The 22972-nt window shown below is 45.6% G+C and carries 18 protein-coding genes and 3 tRNA genes; 1 reads left to right on the top strand and 20 read right to left on the bottom strand.

The annotated features are described in order from the left end of the window. Positions 1-104 precede the first annotated feature (104 nt). From AB4307_RS06715 to pncC, 8 genes are all read right to left on the bottom strand, one after another. Positions 105-197 (bottom strand) — tRNA-Ser (locus AB4307_RS06715). 44 nt (positions 198-241) lie between these two features. Then, positions 242-318, bottom strand: a tRNA-Arg gene (locus AB4307_RS06720). A 43-nt stretch (positions 319-361) separates the two neighbouring features. Then, positions 362-454 (bottom strand) — tRNA-Ser (locus AB4307_RS06725). 474 nt (positions 455-928) lie between these two features. Beyond that, on the bottom strand, positions 929-1126 hold the full coding sequence (csrA, locus tag AB4307_RS06730; protein ID WP_004415691.1) for a carbon storage regulator CsrA: 198 nt from the start codon (positions 1124-1126) through the stop codon (positions 929-931). 92 nt (positions 1127-1218) lie between these two features. After that, positions 1219-2400 (bottom strand): aspartate kinase, encoded by a 1182-nt coding sequence (locus AB4307_RS06735; RefSeq protein WP_017063224.1) that lies wholly within the window; start codon positions 2398-2400, stop codon positions 1219-1221. A gap of 220 nt (positions 2401-2620) precedes the next feature. Then, positions 2621-5203: an alanine--tRNA ligase gene (gene alaS / locus AB4307_RS06740; protein WP_372131479.1), complete on the bottom strand. Its 2583-nt coding sequence runs from the start codon at positions 5201-5203 to the stop codon at positions 2621-2623. A gap of 332 nt (positions 5204-5535) precedes the next feature. Continuing rightward, a complete protein-coding gene (gene recA, locus AB4307_RS06745; protein WP_017056586.1) occupies positions 5536-6576 on the bottom strand; it encodes a recombinase RecA in 1041 nt (346 codons plus the stop codon). Positions 6577-6715: 139 nt separating this feature from the next. Beyond that, entirely contained in the window at positions 6716-7210 is a 495-nt protein-coding gene (gene pncC, locus AB4307_RS06750; protein ID WP_029235458.1) for a nicotinamide-nucleotide amidase, read from the bottom strand. A 124-nt stretch (positions 7211-7334) separates the two neighbouring features. Here pncC and mutS point away from each other — a divergent pair, with 124 nt between their 5' ends. Beyond that, complete coding sequence (mutS, locus tag AB4307_RS06755) at positions 7335-9896, top strand: DNA mismatch repair protein MutS (protein ID WP_017059026.1); 2562 nt, start codon at positions 7335-7337, stop codon at positions 9894-9896. Between the two features lie 140 nt (positions 9897-10036). Here the strand turns inward: mutS and rpoS are convergent, their stop codons facing one another. From rpoS to relA, 12 genes are all read right to left on the bottom strand, one after another. Next, positions 10037-11017, bottom strand: coding sequence for an RNA polymerase sigma factor RpoS (gene rpoS, locus AB4307_RS06760; RefSeq protein ID WP_017059027.1), 981 nt, complete (start codon positions 11015-11017; stop codon positions 10037-10039). Positions 11018-11115: 98 nt separating this feature from the next. Then, the gene (gene nlpD / locus AB4307_RS06765) at positions 11116-12030 is read right to left on the bottom strand and encodes a murein hydrolase activator NlpD (RefSeq protein WP_372103687.1); all 915 of its coding nucleotides are present in this window, start codon (positions 12028-12030) and stop codon (positions 11116-11118) included. A gap of 34 nt (positions 12031-12064) precedes the next feature. Further along, on the bottom strand, positions 12065-12691 hold the full coding sequence (locus AB4307_RS06770; RefSeq protein ID WP_017059029.1) for a protein-L-isoaspartate(D-aspartate) O-methyltransferase: 627 nt from the start codon (positions 12689-12691) through the stop codon (positions 12065-12067). Further along, the gene (gene surE / locus AB4307_RS06775) at positions 12692-13435 is read right to left on the bottom strand and encodes a 5'/3'-nucleotidase SurE (RefSeq protein ID WP_372103684.1); all 744 of its coding nucleotides are present in this window, start codon (positions 13433-13435) and stop codon (positions 12692-12694) included. Positions 13436-13516: 81 nt separating this feature from the next. Next, positions 13517-14563 (bottom strand): tRNA pseudouridine(13) synthase TruD, encoded by a 1047-nt coding sequence (gene truD / locus AB4307_RS06780; protein ID WP_372103681.1) that lies wholly within the window; start codon positions 14561-14563, stop codon positions 13517-13519. A gap of 22 nt (positions 14564-14585) precedes the next feature. Continuing rightward, positions 14586-15065 carry a 2-C-methyl-D-erythritol 2,4-cyclodiphosphate synthase gene (gene ispF, locus AB4307_RS06785; protein WP_004739053.1) on the bottom strand — a complete coding sequence of 160 codons (480 nt, stop codon included), beginning with the start codon at positions 15063-15065 and terminating at the stop codon, positions 14586-14588. 2 nt (positions 15066-15067) lie between these two features. Further along, positions 15068-15769: a 2-C-methyl-D-erythritol 4-phosphate cytidylyltransferase gene (gene ispD / locus AB4307_RS06790; protein ID WP_017067355.1), complete on the bottom strand. Its 702-nt coding sequence runs from the start codon at positions 15767-15769 to the stop codon at positions 15068-15070. Then, positions 15769-16050, bottom strand: a complete 282-nt coding sequence (gene ftsB / locus AB4307_RS06795) for a cell division protein FtsB (RefSeq protein ID WP_010435786.1) — start codon at positions 16048-16050, stop codon at positions 15769-15771. Before ftsB ends, ispD begins: the two co-directional genes overlap by 1 nt. Positions 16051-16451: 401 nt before the next feature. After that, positions 16452-17750, bottom strand: coding sequence for a phosphopyruvate hydratase (gene eno / locus AB4307_RS06800; RefSeq protein ID WP_017059033.1), 1299 nt, complete (start codon positions 17748-17750; stop codon positions 16452-16454). Between the two features lie 81 nt (positions 17751-17831). Next, on the bottom strand, positions 17832-19472 hold the full coding sequence (pyrG, locus tag AB4307_RS06805) for a CTP synthase (protein WP_017063214.1): 1641 nt from the start codon (positions 19470-19472) through the stop codon (positions 17832-17834). 150 nt (positions 19473-19622) lie between these two features. Continuing rightward, positions 19623-20420, bottom strand: coding sequence for a nucleoside triphosphate pyrophosphohydrolase (gene mazG / locus AB4307_RS06810; protein WP_137001308.1), 798 nt, complete (start codon positions 20418-20420; stop codon positions 19623-19625). Positions 20421-20628: 208 nt separating this feature from the next. Beyond that, entirely contained in the window at positions 20629-22851 is a 2223-nt protein-coding gene (gene relA / locus AB4307_RS06815) for a GTP diphosphokinase (RefSeq protein ID WP_017059036.1), read from the bottom strand. Positions 22852-22972 lie beyond the last annotated feature (121 nt).

A 22972-nucleotide genomic window follows, 5' to 3' on the forward strand; every position in this document is an offset into this window, starting at 1 on the left:
CTGAGCTAAGGACGCACGGTGTTCATTCATTAAGAATGAAGTTGTGAAATATATCACATTCTTCTTGCTACGAAGAAAAAAAAAGGCCATCGGCCTGTAATGAATGGCGGTGAGGGAGGGATTCGAACCCTCGATGCAGCTACAAACCACATACTCCCTTAGCAGGGGAGCGCCTTCGGCCACTCGGCCACCTCACCTAATTCATTATTCTCAAATCACTTACAAGTAAGAGAAGAGAGAATGGCGCGTCCTGGAGGATTCGAACCTCCGACCGCCTGGTTCGTAGCCAGGTACTCTATCCAGCTGAGCTAAGGACGCACATTTACATTGTCTAAATTGCTAATTTTAGACTCGCAAGAAATGGCGGTGAGGGAGGGATTCGAACCCTCGATGCAGCTACAAACCACATACTCCCTTAGCAGGGGAGCGCCTTCGGCCTCTCGGCCACCTCACCGTCTTGCGGAGGCACATATTACGTTTTACCGAAAATATGTCAAACACTTTATTGAAAAAAATTGGACAAAAACACTCAACCGTTTGCTATTTAATCAAAGCGCTTGCAAATTGAACTTATAAGATTCAAATCGCGCTTTTTCCCTTAAAAATTAAGGTGAAAGATTGGCAATAATAAACAGCCGAAAACAATTATCTAATTTCTCCAGCAGCAAGTGCTACCGCTGATGGCACAATACTACGGGATGCGTATTTTCGCCATAGGGGAAGCGAATAAATCTTGAGTTTTGCCAAACAAAATACAGAGCAACAGTTCTGTTCAACCTTGTCTGTATCTCGCAGCATCACAAAGCATTCACTTCACCACTTTGAGACCGATCCGTTATCCAACCCATCTATGTCCCAATCAGTGTTTCGGTTCCCCAAGATCAAAAAAGGCTAGCAACAATGCTAGCCTCTTCTCTACGCAAAAGTATTAGTAGTTGCCAGATGCAACGTTACCATTACCTTTTTCAGCTTGAATGCGCATGTAGATCTCTTCACGGTGAACAGATACTTCTTTAGGTGCGTTAACACCGATACGTACTTGGTTACCTTTAACGCCTAGTACAGTAACTGTTACTTCATCACCAATCATCAGTGTTTCGCCAACGCGGCGAGTCAAAATTAGCATTCTTTGCTCCTTGAGTAATCTCTAAATTTATCTAGCTACGAGAGCATTATCCAACAAAAGTTATATTTTCGTAAACTATCGATTGAGTTTATTTAACCAAAATGCACTTCTTTTTTAGGATAACCCTGTGTTTCACGCGCTACGATGTATGCATTGTGTAATATGTTAGCAGCCATATCGACTTGCGTTGGTGATATCACCAAAGTTAAAGACTGCTGCTGCAATAAGTGATGCTGTACATCAATTTCGCCTTCAGACAACAATCCATGTGAACTGACCACAATTTCTTGTGTTCGGCTTCCTACCACAGTTAACAAACTAACCTGTTCACTATTACGGATTTTCTCAGCAAAAACTAGTTTTAATTTGGCACTTATGTCTTGTTTAATAATGAGTGCTGCCCGTTCTGTTTCCTCGATCACACTACAGACTTCGATCCCCAACAGTTGGCAATGTGAAATGAAAGACGGTAAATCTTCATTCAAACACTCGATACGCACCATATCTCTTTGGATGGCGATGCCAGCAATATCATTCAAACACTGATTACCCGCGATCAATGTGCCCTCGCCTTGTTCAAAGCTTGAAAGCACTCGCAATGACACGTTGTGCTGCCATGCATACTGAACACAAGGAAGGTGCAATACCTTAGCGCCTCGGCGAGCCATCTCTTCCATAGAAGGAAAGTCTAAAGTATCTAATTTCTGAGATTGTTTTACGACTCTAGGGTCACAAGAGTAAACACCATCTACATCAGTATAGATCTGGCATTCTTTCGCCTGCAAGGCACCTGCAAGCGCGACCGCTGTAGTATCTGAACCACCGCGGCCTAATGTCGTGATATCACCTTTCGCATTGAATCCTTGAAAGCCTGCAACAATAACAATCTGGTTGTCATCTAGCAGAGCTTGAATCGGAGCAGTATCAATACGCTCAATCGCTGCATTATTATGATTAGAATCCGTGTGTATCTTGGCTTGATAGCCAGTCATCGATGTCGCTTCATAACCTAACTTGTGTAACGTCATTGCTAACAAGGCCATGGAAACTTGCTCGCCAGCCGTTAACAACACATCCAGTTCTCTAGCGTTTGGTACGCTATCAACTTGCGTGGCTAAATTAACTAACCGATTTGTTTCACCAGACATAGCAGAAACGACAACCACGATCTGGTTCCCTTCATTTTTCGCTTCAATGATTTTTTCTGCTACATGATGGATTCGTTCAATTGAACCCACCGACGTTCCACCAAATTTCTGCACGATAAGAGGCATTTTCACCCGTCCTCACCTTCCCAAGACCAATGTCTATATATGACAAAAAAACACATACTCCGCGTCAGGGCGAAGCAATAAAAAATTAACCAAGGAGTCTAACGCCACCATTAGACTTCTTGGTTAATCTCAATCAAACCTTGTTTAAACATACTTCCAATAGGCAAAATAAAAGATGCCCAATCAACTGATTGGGCATCTTTGTATCAATTACTTAAGCTTAAAGACGCTCTTCTAGCCAAGTACGCACAGATTTAAGCGCTTCTGGCAGTGCTGCAACGTCTGTACCGCCCGCTTGAGCCATATCTGGACGACCGCCGCCTTTACCGCCAACTTGCTCAGCAACCATCTTGACGAGATCACCCGCTTTTACTTTGCCGATTAGGTCTTTGGTTACACCAGCAATCAAGCCAACTTTACCGTCTGCTACGTTCGCGATCAGGATGATGCCGCTACCTACTTGGTTTTTAGCGTTATCAACCATAGTACGTAGGTTCTTGTTGTCTGCGCCTTCAATTGCAGCAACCAAAACTTTAGTACCAGAGATGTCTTCTACTTTGCCCATGATGTTTGCGCTTTCTGCAGCAGCCATCTTTTCTTTAAGCAGTTGGATTTCTTTCTCTAGCGATTTCGCTTTCTTAGCTGACTCAGCCAGTTTCTCTTCGTAAGCGCTAGCTTGAGCTTCTACTGCATCTAGTGCAGCTTCACCTGTTACCGCTTCAATACGACGAATACCCGCAGCAATACCACCTTCAGAAGTGATCTTGAATAGGCCGATATCACCTGTGTTTGAAGCGTGGATACCACCACAAAGTTCAGTAGAGAAGTCGCCCATAGATAGAACGCGAACTTCATCATCGTACTTCTCGCCAAACAGTGCCATTGCACCTTTTTCTTTCGCTGACTCGATGTCCATGATGTTCGTTTCAATCACATGGTTCTTACGAACTTGTGCGTTAACTAGACGCTCTACTTCTTTAATCTGTGCTGGTGTTACCGCTTCAAGGTTAGAGAAGTCAAAACGTAGGTTATCTGGCTTAACTAAAGAACCTTTCTGAGCAACGTGCTCACCTAGCACTTCGCGCAATGCAGAGTGAAGTAAGTGAGTGGCAGAGTGGTTTAGTGAGATAGCAGCTCGACGCTCAGCGTCAACCGTTGCTTCTACTTTATCGCCCTTAGCAAATACACCTTCAACTAGCTCACCGTGGTGCGCAAATGCGTTACCTAGCTTCTGAGTGTCTTGTACTTTGAAAAGACCCGACGCTGTTTTTAGTGTACCAGCATCACCACATTGACCGCCTGACTCAGCGTAGAATGGTGTCTCTTCAAGGATGATGATTGCTTTGTCGCCAGCCGATAGTGAAGATACTTCTTCGCCGTCAACGAATAGCGCAGAGATTTCACCAGCACCTTCAGTTGCTGTGTAACCACAGAACTCAGTATTGGTGTCTACTTTGATTGTCGCGTTGTAATCCGTGCCGAATTGGCCTGCTTCACGTGCACGCTTACGCTGTGCTTCCATCGCCTTCTCAAAGCCTTCTTCATCGATAGTAAAATCGCGTTCGCGAGCTACATCGTTAGTAAGGTCAGCTGGGAAGCCGTATGTATCGTAAAGTTTGAAAACTGTTTCGCCGTCAAGCTCTTTGCCTTCAAGTGCATCTAGTGCGTCATTAAGAATAACCATGCCGCGCTCTAGCGTACGACCAAAGTTCTCTTCCTCAATGCGAAGTACTTTTTCAACCAGCTCTTGCTGTTTCTTAAGTTCATCTGCCGCAGAGCCCATCACTTCAGCCAGTACGCCCACAAGTTTGTGGAAGAACACGCCTTGTGCGCCAAGCTTGTTACCGTGACGAACTGCACGACGGATGATACGACGTAGAACGTAGCCACGACCTTCGTTTGAAGGCATAACACCGTCAGCAATTAGGAATGAACAAGAACGGATGTGGTCAGCAATAACGCGTAGCGATTGGTTAGATAGATCGTCATGACCAACAACTTCCGCAGTCGCTTTGATTAGCTTTTGGAATACATCAATTTCGTAGTTAGAGTGAACGCCCTGCATGATTGCAGAAATACGCTCAATACCCATACCTGTATCTACAGCAGGCTTAGGTAGCGGTTCCATTGTGCCGTCAGCGTGACGGTTGAACTGCATGAATACGTTGTTCCAGATCTCGATGAAACGGTCACCATCTTCTTCAGGTGTACCAGGACGGCCGCCCCAGATGTGCTCACCGTGATCGTAGAAGATTTCAGTACATGGACCACAAGGACCTGTGTCACCCATCGTCCAGAAGTTATCAGACTCGAACTGTTTACCGCCTTCTTTGTCGCCAATGCGAACGATACGGTCAGCAGGAACACCTACTTTCTTGTTCCAGATATCGAATGCTTCATCATCTGTCTCGTATACCGTTACCAGTAGACGATCTTTTGGCAGTTGAAGAGTTTCAGTCAGGAATTCCCAAGCAAATCCAATCGCTTCTTCTTTGAAGTAGTCGCCAAAGCTGAAGTTGCCTAGCATTTCGAAGAACGTGTGGTGACGAGCCGTGAAACCTACGTTTTCAAGGTCATTGTGTTTACCACCCGCACGTACACAACGCTGAGCCGTAGTTGCTCGAGTGTAGGCACGCTTTTCGGCGCCTAAGAAGCAATCTTTGAATTGGTTCATACCTGCGTTAGTGAATAGCAGGGTTGGATCGTTATGTGGAACTAACGATGAACTGTCTACGATTTGGTGTTCTTTGCTCTCAAAGAACTTAAGGAACGCGTTGCGAACCTCATCAGTGCTCATGTACATGCAGCTCTTCCTGAAAATAGTCGAGTTAGAATTTTGCCGTATTGTAGATCATGGTTAAGGCTTCGACTAGTTTTCTTGTAGAAAAGACACCCTTGGGCAGGATTTTAGTGGGAATTCGATAAAATGAAGAATATTCCACTATATCTTGCCGTGGAAAAGCAGAACTAAATTGACGACCTAGTACCGAAGAAACTCAGTCAACGAGAGAGATTTGACCAAAGACATGCTCGACGGAGCAGATCCAATAAAAAAGCCCCGCATAAAATATGCGAGGCTTTAAATTCTTTCAAAGCGGATGCTTCTTTCAAACATCCACTCTATAAAACGTGAGCTTATAGCTCTTCGTTTTCTTCTTCTTTCTCTACGTCTTTCTCTTCAAGAACAGCAGGAGTCAGTAGTAACTCACGAAGTTTAGTATCGATCTCTAGAGCAACTTCTGGGTTTTCACGTAGGTATTTACCAGCGTTAGCTTTACCTTGGCCGATCTTATCGCCTTTGTAGCTGTACCAAGCGCCTGCTTTTTCTACTAGCTTATTCTTAACACCTAAGTCGATAAGCTCACCTTCGCGGTTGAAGCCTTTACCGTAAAGGATTTGAGTCTCAGCTTGTTTGAATGGTGCAGCAATCTTGTTCTTAACGACCTTGATACGAGTTTCGTTACCAACAACTTCATCACCATCTTTAATCGCACCAGTACGGCGAATATCAAGACGAACAGATGCGTAGAACTTAAGTGCGTTACCACCTGTTGTTGTTTCTGGGTTACCGAACATCACACCAATTTTCATACGAATTTGGTTAATGAAGATAGCCATACAGTTAGACTGCTTAAGGTTACCCGTCAGCTTACGCATTGCTTGAGAAAGCATACGAGCCTGAAGACCCATGTGGCTGTCGCCCATTTCGCCTTCGATTTCTGCTTTTGGTGTTAGGGCTGCTACTGAGTCAATAACAAGAACGTCGATTGCACCTGAACGAGCCAGTGCATCACAGATTTCCAGCGCTTGCTCACCAGTATCTGGTTGAGAAACAAGAAGTGCATCGATATCAACACCAAGCTTTTGAGCGTAGATAGGGTCTAGTGCGTGCTCCGCATCAACGAATGCACACGTCTTTCCCACTTTCTGTGCTGCAGCAATAAGCTCAAGCGTTAGCGTTGTTTTACCTGATGATTCTGGACCGTAAACTTCTACGATACGTCCCATCGGTAGGCCACCAGCACCTAGTGCGATATCTAGAGATAGAGAACCTGTAGAAATAGTTTCTACGTCCATTGTGCGGTTATCACCAAGACGCATGATAGAACCTTTACCAAATTGCTTTTCAATCTGACCAAGGGCTGCGGCTAACGCTTTTTGTTTATTCTCGTCCATTTCTATCTCCACATAATCGGTTGTCTCAACAAGCGATCTAGAATCTATTTCTAACCCACATAGGGGTGACTAATTGGCTTTCATTATACTGTTGATTCATACAGTGTCTATACCTGTATGAAAATAATTTGTACAAATGTTACTTACCTTCCATTGATAGGTAATCATAAATAACTTGCAGGGCATGGTGCGTGGCTTGTTGGCGTACTTGTGATCTGTCGCCTGTAAATACATGCGTTTCTACTTTATCCCAGCCATTTAGCGCTTTCCACGCGAAGCATACTGTACCAACAGGCTTATCTTCGGTCGCGCCACCTGGGCCAGCGATGCCACTGATTGATACAGAGATCGTCCCGTTTGAATGTTGCAATGCCCCGCTCGCCATTTCTATTACGACAGGCTCACTCACGGCGCCGAACTCCATTAAGGTTTTAAGCTGTACACCGATCATCTCTTGTTTGGCTTCATTGCTGTACGTAACAAAAGCGCGATCAAACCATCCAGAGCTGCCCGCAATATCGGTGACTGCACTCGCGACACCTCCGCCAGTGCAAGATTCAGCCGTCACTAACACGTGTTTGTGTTTAGCGAGTAAATGTCCAAGCTGCTCACTAAGGTCTTGAGTCATCTGCATCATCTGCTTCCCTTTATTTACTGTCATATCATTTGGATTCGCATCTTTTCGCATCAGCCGCTTTTCGCACGAAACGCTTTCACGTATCCTAAGCCGCAATAGAAATAAACGAAAGAAGTTAACTGTGAAAGCCGATCAAAAACATACTCCCATGATGCAGCAGTATCTAAAACTGAAAGCAGAAAACCCAGAAATTCTGCTGTTCTACCGCATGGGCGATTTCTACGAGCTTTTCTACGATGACGCTAAAAAAGCCTCTCAACTCCTCGATATTTCACTGACTAAGCGTGGCTCATCAAATGGTGAACCGATTCCGATGGCAGGTGTTCCATACCATGCGGTTGAAGGATACCTTGCAAAGTTAGTGCAACTTGGTGAGTCCGTAGCAATTTGTGAACAGATTGGTAATCCAGCACTTTCAAAAGGCCCTGTTGAGCGCGCAGTAGTGCGTATCGTGACACCGGGTACCGTAACCGACGAAGCCTTGCTTTCTGAACGCGTTGATAACCTAATTGCAGCCATTTATCACCACAACGGTAAATTCGGTTATGCGACACTTGATATTACCTCTGGCCGATTCCAACTTTGCGAGCCAGAAACAGAAGAAGCGATGGCCGCTGAGCTACAAAGAACCTCTCCGCGTGAGCTGCTGTTCCCTGAAGATTTCGAACCCGTCGATTTAATGGCAAGCCGTAATGGCAACCGCCGCCGCCCTGTATGGGAATTTGAATTAGACACCGCTAAGCAGCAATTGAATAAGCAGTTTGGTACTCGCGATCTGGTTGGCTTTGGCGTAGAAAGCGCGAAACTGGGTCTATGTGCGGCTGGTTGTTTGATCCAATACGTGAAAGATACCCAACGTACTGCCCTCCCTCATATCCGTTCACTCACGATGGATAAACAAGATCACTCGGTGATCCTTGATGCTGCAACTCGTCGTAATTTGGAGATCACGCAAAATCTTGGGGGTGGTACTGATAACACCCTTGCCGAAGTACTTGATCACACTGCGACAGCAATGGGTAGCCGTATGCTTAAGCGTTGGTTACATCAACCAATGCGCAATATATCTGCACTCGATCAGCGCTTAGATGCAATTGGTGAAATGAAAGATTTGGCTCTATTCACAGAACTACAGCCAACCTTAAAACAGATTGGTGATATCGAACGTATTCTCGCTCGATTAGCACTTCGCTCTGCTCGCCCTCGCGATATGGCGCGTCTTCGCCAAGCAATGGAATATTTGCCAGAGCTTGCTGAAACACTGACGCAACTGAAGCACCCATACCTAACTCAACTTGCTCAATATGCTTCTCCTGTGGATGAGGTTTCTGAGCTGCTTGAACGTGCAATCAAAGAGAACCCACCGGTGGTTATCCGTGACGGTGGTGTGATTGCAGAAGGCTACAATGCCGAGTTAGACGAATGGCGCGACCTTGCAGCAGGCGCAACTGAATTTCTTGATAAGCTTGAGCAAGAAGAGCGTGAGCGTCATGGCATCGACACGCTAAAAGTTGGCTACAACAACGTACATGGTTTCTTCATTCAAGTAAGCCGTGGGCAAAGCCATCTTGTGCCGCCACACTATGTTCGTCGTCAAACGCTGAAAAATGCTGAGCGTTACATCATTCCTGAGCTAAAAGAGCACGAAGACAAAGTACTTAACTCTAAGTCGAAAGCACTCGCTATCGAGAAACAGCTGTGGGAAGAGTTGTTTGACTTACTACTACCGTATCTAGAGCGTCTACAAAATATCGCCTCTTCAGTATCTCAGCTTGATGTTCTACAGAACTTGGCTGAGCGTGCAGATACCCTTGATTACTGTCGTCCAACCATGACAGAGTCTGCTGGCGTACAAATTCAGGCCGGTCGTCACCCTGTTGTTGAACAAGTGATGGACGAACCTTTCATTGCTAACCCTATCGACCTGAATGATCAACGTAAGATGCTGATCATCACGGGTCCCAACATGGGTGGTAAATCGACCTACATGCGCCAAACGGCACTCATCGCATTGATGGCTCATATCGGTTGTTATGTTCCTGCAGAAAGCGCAACCATCGGCTCTATCGACCGTATCTTTACGCGTATTGGCGCATCGGATGATCTGGCTTCTGGCCGTTCAACCTTCATGGTTGAGATGACAGAAACCGCAAATATCCTGCACAATGCAACACCAAACAGCCTTGTGCTAATGGATGAAATCGGTCGTGGTACCAGTACTTACGATGGCCTGTCTCTGGCTTGGGCAAGTGCAGAGTGGCTAGCCAATCAAATCAATGCGATGACACTGTTTGCAACGCACTACTTTGAGCTAACTGAACTACCTAACCAACTTCCAACTTTAGCAAACGTACACTTAGATGCGGTTGAGCATGGTGATAGCATTGCCTTTATGCACGCAGTTCAAGAAGGTGCTGCAAGTAAATCTTATGGTCTAGCGGTTGCAGGTTTAGCTGGCGTACCGAAAGCAGTGATCAAGAATGCTCGTGCGAAGCTGACTCAGTTAGAAGCGTTAAGTATGGAGTCGCCAACATCGAAGCCAAGCGGTGTCGATATCGCAAACCAACTGAGCCTGATCCCAGAACCGAGTGAAGTAGAGCAAGCGCTAGCGAATGTTGATCCTGATGATCTAACTCCTCGCCAAGCATTAGAAGAACTTTACCGCTTGAAGAAGCTGCTTTAGTTTCTTACCAAGTAGCTTGTTATGGCCGTACTGCTATTTTGATTAGACGGCATGAAATACCAAAGCCACAAACAAAAAAACGCTGACTTAAAGTCAGCGTTTTTATTTGTCTTCTATTTAGAGAAGCATCATCCGTTCAATTAGTCGTTTTCTACGTTGAACAGGTTTTCCATATTCAGACCTTGCTTGATAAGAATCTCACGTAGACGGCGAAGACCTTCAACTTGGATTTGACGAACACGTTCACGAGTCAGGCTGATTTCGCGGCCCACTTCTTCTAATGTTGACGGTTCATAACCCAGTAGTCCAAAGCGACGCGCAAGCACCTCTTTCTGCTTAGGATTCAGCTCATCAAGCCAGAAAATCAACGAGTTCTTGATATCGCTATCTTGAGTTGAAACCTCAGGATCTGAATTATTGATGTCTGGAATAATATCCAACAGCGCTTTCTCACCGTCACCACCAATTGGCGTATCAACAGAGCTCACTCTTTCGTTTAGACGAAGCATCTTACTCACATCACCAACTGGCTTGTCTAGCTTAGAAGCAATTTCTTCCGCCGTTGGTTCATGATCAAGTTTTTGTGATAGCTCTCTTGCGGTACGCAGATAGATGTTCAGCTCTTTCACAACATGGATTGGCAAACGGATAGTGCGAGTCTGATTCATTAACGCACGTTCAATGGTTTGACGAATCCACCATGTCGCGTAAGTTGAGAAGCGGAAGCCACGCTCTGGATCAAACTTCTCTACGGCGCGAATTAAACCTAGGTTGCCTTCTTCGATTAGATCGAGAAGTGCAAGGCCGCGGTTGCTATAACGACGTGAAATTTTTACCACTAAACGCAGGTTACTTTCGATCATGCGTTTACGTGCTGCTTCATCACCGCGTAGAGCTCGACGTGCGTATAGCACTTCTTCTTCAGCGGTTAGTAGTGGTGAGAAACCGATTTCGCCTAAGTAGAGTTGAGTGGCATCTAAACTTTTAGACGTAACTTCAACTTCTTCTTTTGCTTCGGTTTTCTTAGTGACTGTTCGTTTTGCTTTTCCAAGAGCTTCCGGTTCCGTGGTTGCTTGGTCAAGATCGAACTCTTCTTTGGTTACTGCATTGCTTATACTCATAACGCCTCCCCCTGGCGAAATTAGCATGACATTACAACTTCATATGTCGCTAAATGACTATGTCACTCCATACAATACGTAATTTTTGCATATTGTATTTAAGGTAAATATCGTTTTGGATTAACGGATTTACCTTGGTAACGAATCTCAAAGTGCAACCTAACACTGCTGGCTCCAGAGCTTCCCATTGTTGCAATCTTCTGCCCTGGTTTCACACTTTGCCCTTCAGATACTAATAGTCGGTCGTTGTGCGCGTATGCACTTAAGTAATTATCATTGTGCTTCACAATCACTAGATTGCCGTAGCCTCGTAGTGCATTACCCGAATAAACAACCGTTCCCCCTGCAGTAGATACTATTGGCTGACCTCGCTGTCCTGCTATGTCTATGCCTTTATTTCCTTGTTCGCCTACAGAGAAATTCTCGATTACTCTCCCTTTAGTTGGCCATAACCATTTGGATACTTTATCACTTGTTGGTTTGGTGGACGGTGTAACATTCTGTTTACCTTTAGAACCAACATACTCCTTTGATTTGGATTGTTCAACCTTCTTTGGTGGATCTTTTTTCACCACTTTGGTGGTAGTTTGAGCTGGAGCCAGTTTAGAGTTTTTGCTCTTTTGTGGTGTGGTTTTCGGTTTACTTGCCGTAGATGACGTTGTGGATGCGGCGACAGGCGCAGCAACTGCTGCTGCCGCTACCGTTGACTTACCATACGCTGGCGCGTTGTAGCTAGGACGCCATAACTTAAGCTTCTGCCCTGGGTGGATAGTGTAAGGAGCAGACAACTTGTTATAACCGATGAGGTCTTTAACGTCTTTATTGGTGACATAAGCAATGAAGTAAAGGGTATCGCCTTTTTTAACTTCATAGTAACTGCCACGATAACTACCACGATCAATCGATGAGTAATTCTTGTTTAGGTTTGAAACCGGCGCAGGCGAATTCGCTGCACACCCAACAAGGGCACAGCTAAGCAGTAAAGTACTTCCTTTTAACAACTTCGAACGCATCGACTCTCTATCCACCTACACCATTAGTCTTTTATTAAGCTAGCTCACCAGGAACAAGAGGTACAAATCTCACCATCTCGATAACACTCGATAAAAACTCATCGCCGTGTCGAACGATCTTCAATAGTTGCTGTTCGTCATCACCGACAGGAATCAGTAAACGACCGCCATCTTTCAGCTGTTGCAGAAGCGCTTGAGGAATCGACTCTGCAGCGGCGGTGACAATAATCGCATCAAAAGGGGCTTTTGAAGACCAACCTTGCCAACCATCACCGTGCTTAGTTGAGATATTGTAGAAATCGAGTTGCTTCAACCTACGCTTGGCATCCCATTGTAGCGACTTTATTCTTTCAACCGAATACACATGATCAACAAGTTGAGCCAATACCGCAGTTTGGTAACCAGAACCCGTTCCGATCTCCAAGACACGGCTATCTTGTTGTAATTCAAGTAGCTCTGTCATTTTAGCAACAATGTATGGCTGTGAGATTGTCTGACCCTGACCGATAGGCAGCGCATTATTATCATAGGCTTGGTGATACATCGCCTGTGATAAAAAGCTCTCTCTCGGCAGTTGGTAAATCGCATCAAGAACCTTTTGATCCTGAATACCATTTTCAATCAGGAAAGTAATTAAACGCTCAGCTTGCGGATTACTCACTTACTTCTCCCCTAACCATGTTGCCATCGCACCCAACGACTCATGCGCCGTCAGATCAACCTGCAACGGTGTTACCGACACAAAGCCATGCTCAATCGCGTAAAAATCGGTACCTTCACCGGCATCTTGCTCTTTACCCGGAGGGCCAAGCCAATAGATATCGTGACCACGCGGGTCTTTTTGCTTGATCATATCTTCAGCGTGATGACGAGCACCTAAGCGCGTCACCTGAGTACCAGACAATTGTTCTAAGGCTAAATCAGGAACGTTTACGTTCAACAAGCGGTTGGTCGGGATTGGGGTTGCTAAATGTTGTTCGACAATACGACGAGCAATCGCTGCCGCTGTCTTAAAATGTTTTTTTCCCACCAGAGAAAACGCTACCGATTGAACGCCTAGAAAATGCCCTTCCATTGCTGCAGCCACCGTGCCGGAATAAAGCACGTCATCACCCAGGTTAGCACCGTGATTAATGCCCGTTAATACCAGATCAGGCATGTCATTCTTTAGCAGTTCGTTTAACGCAAAATGCACACAGTCGGTCGGTGTTCCTTGTACCGAATAGGTATTTTCAGTAATCTCTTGAACACGCAGAGGCTGTTCTAAAGTTAATGAATTTGACGCACCCGAGCGATTACGGTCAGGGGCAACAATGATAACGTCAGCAAGATCACGTAGCTCATTTGCCAGCTCATGAATACCTTGAGCGTGCACACCATCATCATTGCTGAGTAAAATCTTCATCTTGTATCCTTTCTTTTGTTCCCATGCTAAGCCAAGTCACTTAAATTCCAATATCAAGTGACTCAGCTCCAAGCAGAATCGTTATTGCTCGTAGGTTCTCTCTACGTGTACTTCTTCAACCAATTCGCGAACGATCGCTGTTGCGAAACAACCCGCATCAAGAGAGAACTTAAGCGTGACATTATCTTCGTTCACTTCCCAAGTTAAGTCTGTTGGTTTCAGTGACGCTTCACGGCGATCATGACGCATACGGTTACCACGAATCAGAGCCATTAGATCCGGTTCAGCATCAAGGTGTTTCTGTTCTAGAGCTTGAGACTCATCAATCGTTGGTAAGGCATTATCGCCAGCCAAAGCAACAGTTATCAAAGCAGAACCGTTCGCAATGTCTTGGTTTACAGCTTCAATGTTGTCTGCTGTTACTGCCAGTTGAGCACCGTCTTTCACCACGATATCGCCAACCAATGCCGATGCAAACGCATCTTGCTCAATACGGTCTGAAAGGATCAGGTTGTAAATCCACGAACGAGCAGCAGAAAGGTACAAGCTGCGCTTATTCTGGTTACGAGTACGAACGTTATCGCGGCCCCAACGACGAGCTTCAGATAGGTTGTTACCTTCATTGCCAAAACGCTGAGCACCAAAGTAGTTTGGCACGCCCACTTGAGCGACTTTTTCCAAACGCTTGACCACATCATCGCAATCCGTTACTTCAGACAAGGTCAACTCAAATTGGTTGCCAACTAAATCGCCTGGACGTAACTTTTTGTTGTGTCGCGCTGTCGCTAAGATTTCAATGCTTGGGTATTGTGCTAAGAACCCTGAAAAGTCAGGCTCACCTTTCGGTAGGTGAACGCTCAACCACTGCTCTGTCACAGCGTGGCGGTCTTTCAAACCCGCCCAGCTCACGTCTTTCGACTTAACACCGCAAACTTTAGCCAGCTCGTTTGCTACGAAGCTCGTGTTCTCACCCGTTTTACGAATACGAACCATTAGGTGCTCGCCTTCACCAGCAAACTCAAAACCCAAGTCTTCATTAACGACAAAGTGTTCGGCTTTTGCTTTTAGTTTTGCTTTCGCAGTTGGTTTACCGTTTAGATAAGCCAATGAAGATAAAATATCTGACATGCTGTTCTTTTCGTGTTGGTGCTTACGCACTTTTAGTAATTAGGACCACCGCTTCACATGCGATGCCCTCTTTGCGACCTGTAAAACCTAAACGCTCAGTGGTCGTCGCTTTTACATTCACATTGCTAATGCTGGTTTCTAGGTCTTGAGCAATAGCTTGGCACATAGAGTCTATATGAGGCGCCATCTTTGGAGCTTGCGCCATGATAGTAATATCGGCATTACCAATCACGTAACCTTGTTCTTTTACTCGACGGTAAACATCTTTCAGTAGCTCACGGCTATCCGCACCTTTCCATTCGTCATCGGTATCAGGGAAATGACGACCAATATCACCCGCAGCAATCGCACCCAATAGAGCGTCACACAACGCATGAAGGGCAACATCACCGTCTGAGTGTGCAATAAGACCTTGCTCGTAAGGTATGCTTACACCACCAATAATTACCGGGCCTTCACCACCAAACTTATGTACATCAAAGCCATGGCCAATACGAATCATCATTATTCCTTATTCTGACTTAAATAGAACTCAGCAAGCGCTAAATCTTCAGGCTGAGTAATCTTAAAATTATCTGAACGCCCCGCCACTAAAGCGGGCGATAAACCTTTCCATTCAAAGGCTGAGGCTTCATCAGTAATTGAAGCGCCTTGTTGCAACGCCTCACTTAATGCCTTCCACAGAGGCTTTGCTCTGAACATTTGCGGCGTAAGTGCATGCCATAAATCGGCACGCTCAACGGTATGCTCGATCTGCCCTTGGGCACCGCGCTTCATCGTGTCACGAACTGGAGCCGCTAAAATAGCGCCCACATCATGGCTCATCGCGCCGGAAATTAGCTTGTCGATATCACTTAGCTGAACACACGGCCTTGCCGCATCGTGAACCATTACCCAATCACTAAGCTGCTGCTCAGCGATATAGTTTAGCGCAGAGAGTACAGAGTCCGCTCGCTCGCTTCCGCCTGACACTCTGATCACTTGCGGGTTCAGGTTGAGTGCTAGATCAGGGTAGTATGGGTCATCATCGCTGATCGCAACGACAATTTGAGCGACTTGTGGGTGAGACAGTAATTTCTCAATGGTGTGCTCTAAAATTGTTTTGCCGTGAATCTTGAGATATTGCTTAGGGCGGTCTGCCTTCATTCGGCTACCGACGCCCGCCGCAGGTACAACGGCAATCACGCTTTGAAGTTGAGTCGACATTAATGGGATTCCTCACCAATGATGCGATAAAACGTTTCACCTTCTTTGACCATTCCAAGTTCATGACGTGCGCGTTCTTCTATCGCGTCTAAGCCTTGGCGTAGATCGTCAATTTCAGCAAACATTTCTGCATTTCGAATATGCAGCTTTTCATTTACTTGCTGTTGAACTTGGATTTCGTTGTTCACACCGTAGTAATCAGAGATACCATTTTTACCGAGCCACAGTGTGTGTTGTAGCCAGCCAAACACTATGAGCAGTACTAAAGCAAAAATTCGCATAACACCTTTCGCCGGTTGAAAAAGAAGGAACTAGAATAAGGCACATATATACCATAATGAGCTTATTGGTGCGAGATATGTGGTGTCAGGGAATCAATAAGTCGGGGAGGCATTGTCAGGAAAACAATGAGATTCCCTACTCCTTCCTTCGTCAGTCTAGGGAATGACGAACTTTATATGTAACAAGGAGGAGCTTTAGAGCCTAGAGCTTCTTTCATTCAGTTTTCTACAGACAAAAAAATGCCCCGCATAAGCGAGGCATTCAAAAGTATTAGTGCATAATTCTAACTAGTTGGTGCTGTAGCAAGGCAACAAAGAAGATTCAGCTATGGAGCATAGTTTCCTATGTGACTTAGTGAATCTTCTGCAGTTAACGCAGCTACAGTGCCAAATAGGACGAATTATTGACCTTTAACTTCTTTAAGACCGTTGTAAGGAGCTTTAGAACCTAGAGCTTCTTCGATACGGATAAGTTGGTTGTACTTAGCAACACGGTCAGAACGGCTCATAGAACCAGTTTTGATTTGACCTGCAGCTGTACCTACCGCTAGATCAGCGATAGTTGCATCTTCAGTTTCGCCAGAACGGTGAGAGATTACTGCAGTGTAGCCAGCGTCTTTAGCCATCTTGATAGCAGCTAGAGTCTCTGTTAGAGAACCGATTTGGTTGAACTTGATAAGGATAGAGTTAGCTACGCCTTTCTCGATACCTTCAGCAAGAATCTTAGTGTTTGTAACGAACAGATCGTCACCAACGATTTGAAGCTTGTCGCCTAGAAGTTCAGTTTGGTGCTTGAAGCCATCCCAATCTGACTCGTCAAGACCGTCTTCGATAGAAACGATTGGGAAGTTGTTCGCTAGCTCAGCTAGGTAGTGGTTGAACTCTTCAGAAGTGAAAGTTTTACCTTCGCCCTTCATGTTGTAGATGCCAGCTTCTTTGTCGAAGAACTCAGATGCTGCACAGTCCATAGCAAGAGTAACGTCTTTACCTAGTTCGTAACCAGCAGCTGCAACAGCTTCTGCGATAACTTCTAGAGCTTCAGCGTTAGACTTAAGGTTAGGAGCGAAACCACCTTCATCACCAACTGCAGTGCTGTAGCCTTTAGACTTAAGAACTTTAGCTAGGTTGTGGAATACTTCAGCGCCGATACGTAGACCTTCTTTAAGAGTTTTAGCGCCAACTGGTTGGATCATGAACTCTTGGATGTCAACGTTGTTATCTGCGTGCTCACCACCGTTGATGATGTTCATCATTGGTAGAGGCATAGAGAACTGACCAGCAGTACCGTTTAGCTCAGCGATGTGCTCGTATAGAGGCATGCCTTTCGCAGCAGCAGCAGCTTTTGCGTTAGCTAGAGATACAGCTAGGATAGCGTTCGCGCCGAACTTAGACTTGTTATCAGTACCGTCTAGGTCAAGCATGATTTGGTCAACGTCAGCTTGTGCTTTAGCGTCAGTACCAACTAGAGCTTCAGCGATTGGGCCGTTTACAGCTTCAATAGCTTTAAGAACACCTTTACCTAGGAAACGTGATTTGTCGCCGTCACGTAGCTCAAGAGCTTCGCGAGAACCAGTAGATGCGCCAGATGGAGCAGCAGCCATACCTACGAAACCGCCTTCTAGGTGTACTTCAGCTTCTACAGTTGGGTTACCACGTGAATCGATGATTTCACGACCTAGAACTTTAACGATCTTAGACATTGAATGTTTCCTTCTCGTTGAATATATAAATGTCAAATTTAAAGGTAGCAGCACAACTTACGCAGCTACCTGTATTCCTTTTTACTTCTCTAACTCGCCGCGCTGGAACTCACCAGCCGCTTTAACGAAACCTGCAAACAATGGGTGACCATCGCGAGGTGTTGAAGTGAACTCTGGGTGGAATTGAGCAGCAACGAACCATGGGTGGTTCGGGTTCTCAATAACTTCAACCAGTTTCTTGTCCGCAGATAGACCCGATACTTTTAGGCCCGCTTTTTCGATTTGTGGACGAAGATTGTTGTTCACTTCGTAACGGTGACGGTGACGTTCATGGATCGTCGCGCTACCGTATAATTCGTAAGCTTTCGTCCCTTTCGCTAGGTGACAAAGCTGTGAACCAAGACGCATTGTGCCGCCAAGGTCAGATGTTTCTGTACGCTCTTCAACTTTACCTTCGCCATCAGTCCACTCAGTGATAAGACCAACAACTGGGTACTTAGTTTCAGTACAGAATTCAGAAGAGTGTGCCCCTTCCATTTTCGCAACGTTACGAGCGTACTCGATAAGTGCTACTTGCATACCTAGACAGATACCTAAGTACGGTACTTTGTTTTCACGAGCGTATTGAGCAGCAAGAATCTTACCTTCAACACCACGGTCACCAAAGCCACCAGGAACTAGGATTGCATCTAGGCCTTCTAAAACTTCTACGCCACGAGACTCAACGTCTTGTGAATCTACGTATTTAATATTAACGCTTAGGCGATTTTTCAAGCCCGCGTGTTTTAGCGCTTCATTTACTGATTTGTATGCGTCTGGTAGTTCAATGTACTTACCAACCATACCAATCGTCACTTCACCCGTTGGGTTAGCTTCTTCGTAAATTACTTGTTCCCATTCAGACAGGTCTGCTTCTGGAGCTGTGATGCCGAAACGCTTACATACAAGTTCATCAGTACCTTGAGCTTTAATAAGCTGAGGGATCTTGTAGATAGAGTCAACATCGCGCATAGAAATAACTGCATTTTCTTGCACATTACAGAACAGAGCAATTTTCTTACGCTCGTTCGAAGGAATGTTGCGGTCTGAACGACAAACTAGGATGTCTGGCTGAATACCAATAGACAGTAGCTCTTTTACAGAGTGTTGCGTTGGCTTAGTTTTCACTTCGCCCGCAGCTGCTAGGTATGGCACTAGAGTAAGGTGCATGAACATTGCGCGTTCACGGCCTAGTTCTACTGCTAGCTGACGAATCGCTTCCATGAATGGTAGAGATTCGATATCACCAACCGTACCACCAACTTCAACGATCGCGATATCGTGGCCAGCTGCGCCAGAAATTACACGCTCTTTGATAGAGTTAGTGATGTGTGGGATAACCTGAATAGTTGCACCTAGGTAATCACCGCGACGCTCTTTTGCTAGTACGTCTGAGTAAACACGACCTGCAGTGAAGTTGTTACGCTTAGTCATCTTGGTGCGAATGAATCGCTCATAGTGACCAAGGTCAAGGTCTGTTTCAGCGCCATCTTCCGTAACGAACACTTCACCGTGCTGAGTCGGGCTCATAGTGCCTGGATCAACGTTGATGTAAGGGTCAAGCTTCATCATGGTCACTTTAAGACCACGAGCTTCTAAAATAGCTGCAAGAGATGCTGCAGCAATACCTTTACCTAGAGAGGATACAACCCCGCCAGTAACAAAAATGTAATTTGTCGTCATGTTTAACCTGAAATTGGTTGAATGAGGGAAATGGACTACTTCTGGACGGGATGAAAATATACCAGAAGCCCCTTATCGCCACAACGTGAAATCTATCACACTGCTATTTTTTATTTTTTGCTTCAAATCAATTCATGATAAAAGCTTTGGTTATCTTTTCTCCGCCACTTTGACTTCATCCCACATGGAATCAAGCTGTTGTAGTGAAAAGTCAGTCAAATTTTTATCTTGCTGACGAACTTTTTGTTCCACCCCTTTAAAGCGACGCGAAAACTTGAGATTGGCTTTATTGAGTGCCGATTCTGGGTTTTTACCTAAATGTCGTACCAAATTGACCGTCGCAAACAGCAAGTCTCCCAACTCTTCTTCAACCAAATCTTCATTTGGCGTCACTTGAAGTGCCTCTTCCAGCACCTCATCGACTTCCTCTAAAACCTTATTAGCCACTGGGCCAATAGAGTCCCAATCAAAGCCATATTTCGCTACCTGTTTTTGAATCTTTGTAGCACGTGAAAGCGCAGGTAGAGAGTTTGGTATTGAGTCTAGAATACTTTCTTGAGTTTTGCCTGCCTGAGCTTTTTCTTTGGCTTTTTCAGCTTCCCAGTTGGCATTAATTTCTTCATCGCTCGCAAACTCGGTATCAGAAAACACATGCGGATGGCGGCGTGTTAGCTTTTCGTTAATGCCATCAACCACATCAGAGAACTCAAACAACCCCTGTTCTTTCGCTAACTGGCTATAGAAGATCACCTGAAACAACAAGTCACCCAACTCTTCTTGTAGGTTCGGCCAATCTTTGTTGTGAATCGCATCCACCACTTCGTACGTCTCTTCGATAGTATGCGGGACAATTGTTTCAAAATTTTGTTTTAAATCCCAAGGACAGCCACCTTCTGGATCGCGCAGCTTAGTCATAATTTGTTCTAGTTGTTCAATCGGGTGGCTCATGGTGCTTTCCTATTATTCTGTTTGATTGTTTTAATCTAATTCTTTTCTTAAAACTAAAAAAGGTGAGCAGCCAAAACCACTCACCTTTCTATTTTTCGTCATCTCCAAGAGTGAAGTATGAGCGAGTTGGGGATCTCAAACCGCTTGGCGAGATTCCCTATCACGTTCGTCCCTCACTGTAGGGAATGACATAAATGACACAAAAGGATCATCCAAGTCTCTTAACGCTCATTACATCTTTGATCTGCTCGACTCGACTTGTCACTCGGCTCAGAATCTCAATATTGGTCACTTCCAAATCGAAATCCATTACCGATAGCTGACGCTTGTAGTCGATGCGGCTCTTCATTGTCGTCACACTGATCTTCTCGTTCGAGAACAGTGAGGTGATGTCTTTCAACAAGCCATTACGTTCTAGCGCTTCAACACGCAGCGTTAGGATGTATGAGCCGACAAAGCCATTACCCCAAACGGTATCAATGATACGTTCTGGCGCATGCACGCTTAGCTCGCCTAGCTGTTCACAGTCAGCGCGGTGCACTGAGATACCACGACCTTGAGTGATGTAACCTTTAATCACATCACCTGGGATTGGCTGACAGCAACGCGCTAGGTGCGTCATTAGGTTATCAACGCCCTCAACCACTACCGCATCTTTCTTCGGACGACTCTGTTGTGCCGGCTTGTTTTCCGACTCAAGCAGTTTCTCTAGCGCTTTCTTGTCTTCTTCTTCCGCCGTTGGCTTATTCACTAGCGCATTGATGTGATTAACCACTTGGTTAATACGCAAGTCGCCACTACCAATACCTGCATAGAGTTCGTCTGGCGTATTCACGTTAAAGCGTTTTAGTGCGTATTGATCAGCATCTTTTAGGGTTGCGCCTACTTTCGCTAGCTCAACTTCCAGGATATCACGACCCGCTTCTAGGTTTTTCTCACGGCTTTGTGCGCGGAACCAAGCGTTGATTTTCGCTCGAGCTCGACCAGAATGAACAAAACCTGTGGTTGGATTTAACCAGTCACGAGATGGGTTCGGCTCTTTCTGCGTGATGATCTCAACTTGATCGCCCATCGATAGTTTATGAGTGAACGGTACGATACGCCCCGCTACTTTGGCACCGATACAGCGGTGTCCGACCATCGAGTGGATGTGGTAGGCGAAATCCAACGGGGTTGCGCCCATTGGTAAGTCGACCACGTCACCACGTGGAGTAAATGCGTATACACGGTCATCGAAGACTTGGCTACGTACCTCATCCAGCATCTCGCCAGAGTCCGACATCTCTTCTTGCCAGTCGATAAGTTTACGCAACCAAGTGATTTTCTCATCGTAGCCACTACGGCCGCTTGAAGCTCCTTCTTTGTACTTCCAGTGCGCCGCCACACCAAGCTCAGAGTCTTCGTGCATTTGCTTAGTACGGATCTGAATCTCAATGGTCTTGCCTTCAGGGCCAAGTACTACGGTATGAATCGACTGGTAACCATTTGGCTTAGGGTTCGCCACATAGTCATCAAATTCGCTCGGGAGGTGCTTGTATTTAGTGTGTACCACCCCAAGGCCGGCGTAACAGTCTTGCAGCTGGTCAGCGATAATACGTACTGCTCGTACGTCAAAAAGCTCATCGAAGGCTAAGCCTTTCTTCTGCATTTTGCGCCAGATACTGTAGATGTGTTTTGGTCGGCCACTCACTTCAGCATTGATGTTTGAACGCTGCATTTCTGCGGTTAAATCATCAACGAAATCTGTGATGTATTGTTCACGAACGATACGACGCTCAGACAGCTGTTTTGCAATCTGCTTGTAGGTATCTGGTTGTTGGTAGCGGAATGCGTAATCTTCGATTTCCCACTTAAGTTGGCCGATACCTAAACGGTTTGCCAGTGGGGCATAGATGTTAGAACACTCTTTTGCGGCCGCGCGACGCACAGCATCAGGCGCTTTTTTTACCTCGATAAGGTTACAGATTCGTTCAGCGAGTTTGATGACTACGCAGCGGAAATCATCGACCATAGCCAGTAGCATGCGTCGAACGTTATCAACTTGACCCGAGGCAGCACTGCCTTCAAGGGTCACGTTTAACTGGCCTAAGGCCGCCATTTCTTCAACGCCATCGATCAACTTTACGGTTTCTTTACCGTAGCTTTCTTCAAACGCTTCGCGCTCAAAAACGCCGCTTGAGACGACGGGGAAAAGTTGTGCAGCAATTAAGGTGGCACGGTCCATGGACAAGGTGACCAAGATTTCGATCATCTCACGGCCACGCCAAAGCAAGAGCGATGCTTGCTCGTGATCTTTTAAAAGTTCTTCACAGTGACGATAAACTTTAATCAGTTTATTCGAGGTTTTTGCGTCTTGATTCAATGACGCAATCCAACTTTCTAGCTCAAACTGTTCGCTTGGGTTTAAATGTGCGCTTCGTACCGCAACCATCATGCCTTCCTAGTTATTATGTTTTATACCCAATTCAATATGACTAACTGGTTCCAAGTTAGTTCGACCATATTGATATCAGCGCAGGCTTCCCTGCGCCTTTGTGATTCATTTGAAGCCT

The sequence above is a fragment of the Vibrio sp. 10N.261.52.C2 genome (assembly GCF_041471425.1).
GTDB lineage: Bacteria > Pseudomonadota > Gammaproteobacteria > Enterobacterales > Vibrionaceae > Vibrio > Vibrio crassostreae_C.

What these genes read in the sequence shown, in the direction of transcription:
- csrA (WP_004415691.1), bottom strand. Translation starts at nt 1,126, where the DNA reads ATGCTAATTTTGACTCGCCGCGTTGGCGAAACACTGATGATTGGTGAT.
- pncC (WP_029235458.1), bottom strand. Translation starts at nt 7,210, where the DNA reads ATGCAGATGACTCAAGACCTTAGTGAGCAGCTTGGACATTTACTCGCT.
- ispF (WP_004739053.1), bottom strand. Translation starts at nt 15,065, where the DNA reads ATGATTCGTATTGGCCATGGCTTTGATGTACATAAGTTTGGTGGTGAA.
- ftsB (WP_010435786.1), bottom strand. Translation starts at nt 16,050, where the DNA reads ATGCGAATTTTTGCTTTAGTACTGCTCATAGTGTTTGGCTGGCTACAA.
- pyrG (WP_017063214.1), bottom strand. Translation starts at nt 19,472, where the DNA reads ATGACGACAAATTACATTTTTGTTACTGGCGGGGTTGTATCCTCTCTA.
- surE (WP_372103684.1), bottom strand. Translation starts at nt 13,435, where the DNA reads ATGAAGATTTTACTCAGCAATGATGATGGTGTGCACGCTCAAGGTATT.
- alaS (WP_372131479.1), bottom strand. Translation starts at nt 5,203, where the DNA reads ATGTACATGAGCACTGATGAGGTTCGCAACGCGTTCCTTAAGTTCTTT.
- mazG (WP_137001308.1), bottom strand. Translation starts at nt 20,420, where the DNA reads ATGAGCCACCCGATTGAACAACTAGAACAAATTATGACTAAGCTGCGC.
- AB4307_RS06735 (WP_017063224.1), bottom strand. Translation starts at nt 2,400, where the DNA reads ATGCCTCTTATCGTGCAGAAATTTGGTGGAACGTCGGTGGGTTCAATT.
- recA (WP_017056586.1), bottom strand. Translation starts at nt 6,576, where the DNA reads ATGGACGAGAATAAACAAAAAGCGTTAGCCGCAGCCCTTGGTCAGATT.
- relA (WP_017059036.1), bottom strand. Translation starts at nt 22,851, where the DNA reads ATGGTTGCGGTACGAAGCGCACATTTAAACCCAAGCGAACAGTTTGAG.
- rpoS (WP_017059027.1), bottom strand. Translation starts at nt 11,017, where the DNA reads ATGAGTATAAGCAATGCAGTAACCAAAGAAGAGTTCGATCTTGACCAA.
- ispD (WP_017067355.1), bottom strand. Translation starts at nt 15,769, where the DNA reads ATGTCGACTCAACTTCAAAGCGTGATTGCCGTTGTACCTGCGGCGGGC.
- eno (WP_017059033.1), bottom strand. Translation starts at nt 17,750, where the DNA reads ATGTCTAAGATCGTTAAAGTTCTAGGTCGTGAAATCATCGATTCACGT.
- truD (WP_372103681.1), bottom strand. Translation starts at nt 14,563, where the DNA reads ATGTCAGATATTTTATCTTCATTGGCTTATCTAAACGGTAAACCAACT.
- nlpD (WP_372103687.1), bottom strand. Translation starts at nt 12,030, where the DNA reads ATGCGTTCGAAGTTGTTAAAAGGAAGTACTTTACTGCTTAGCTGTGCC.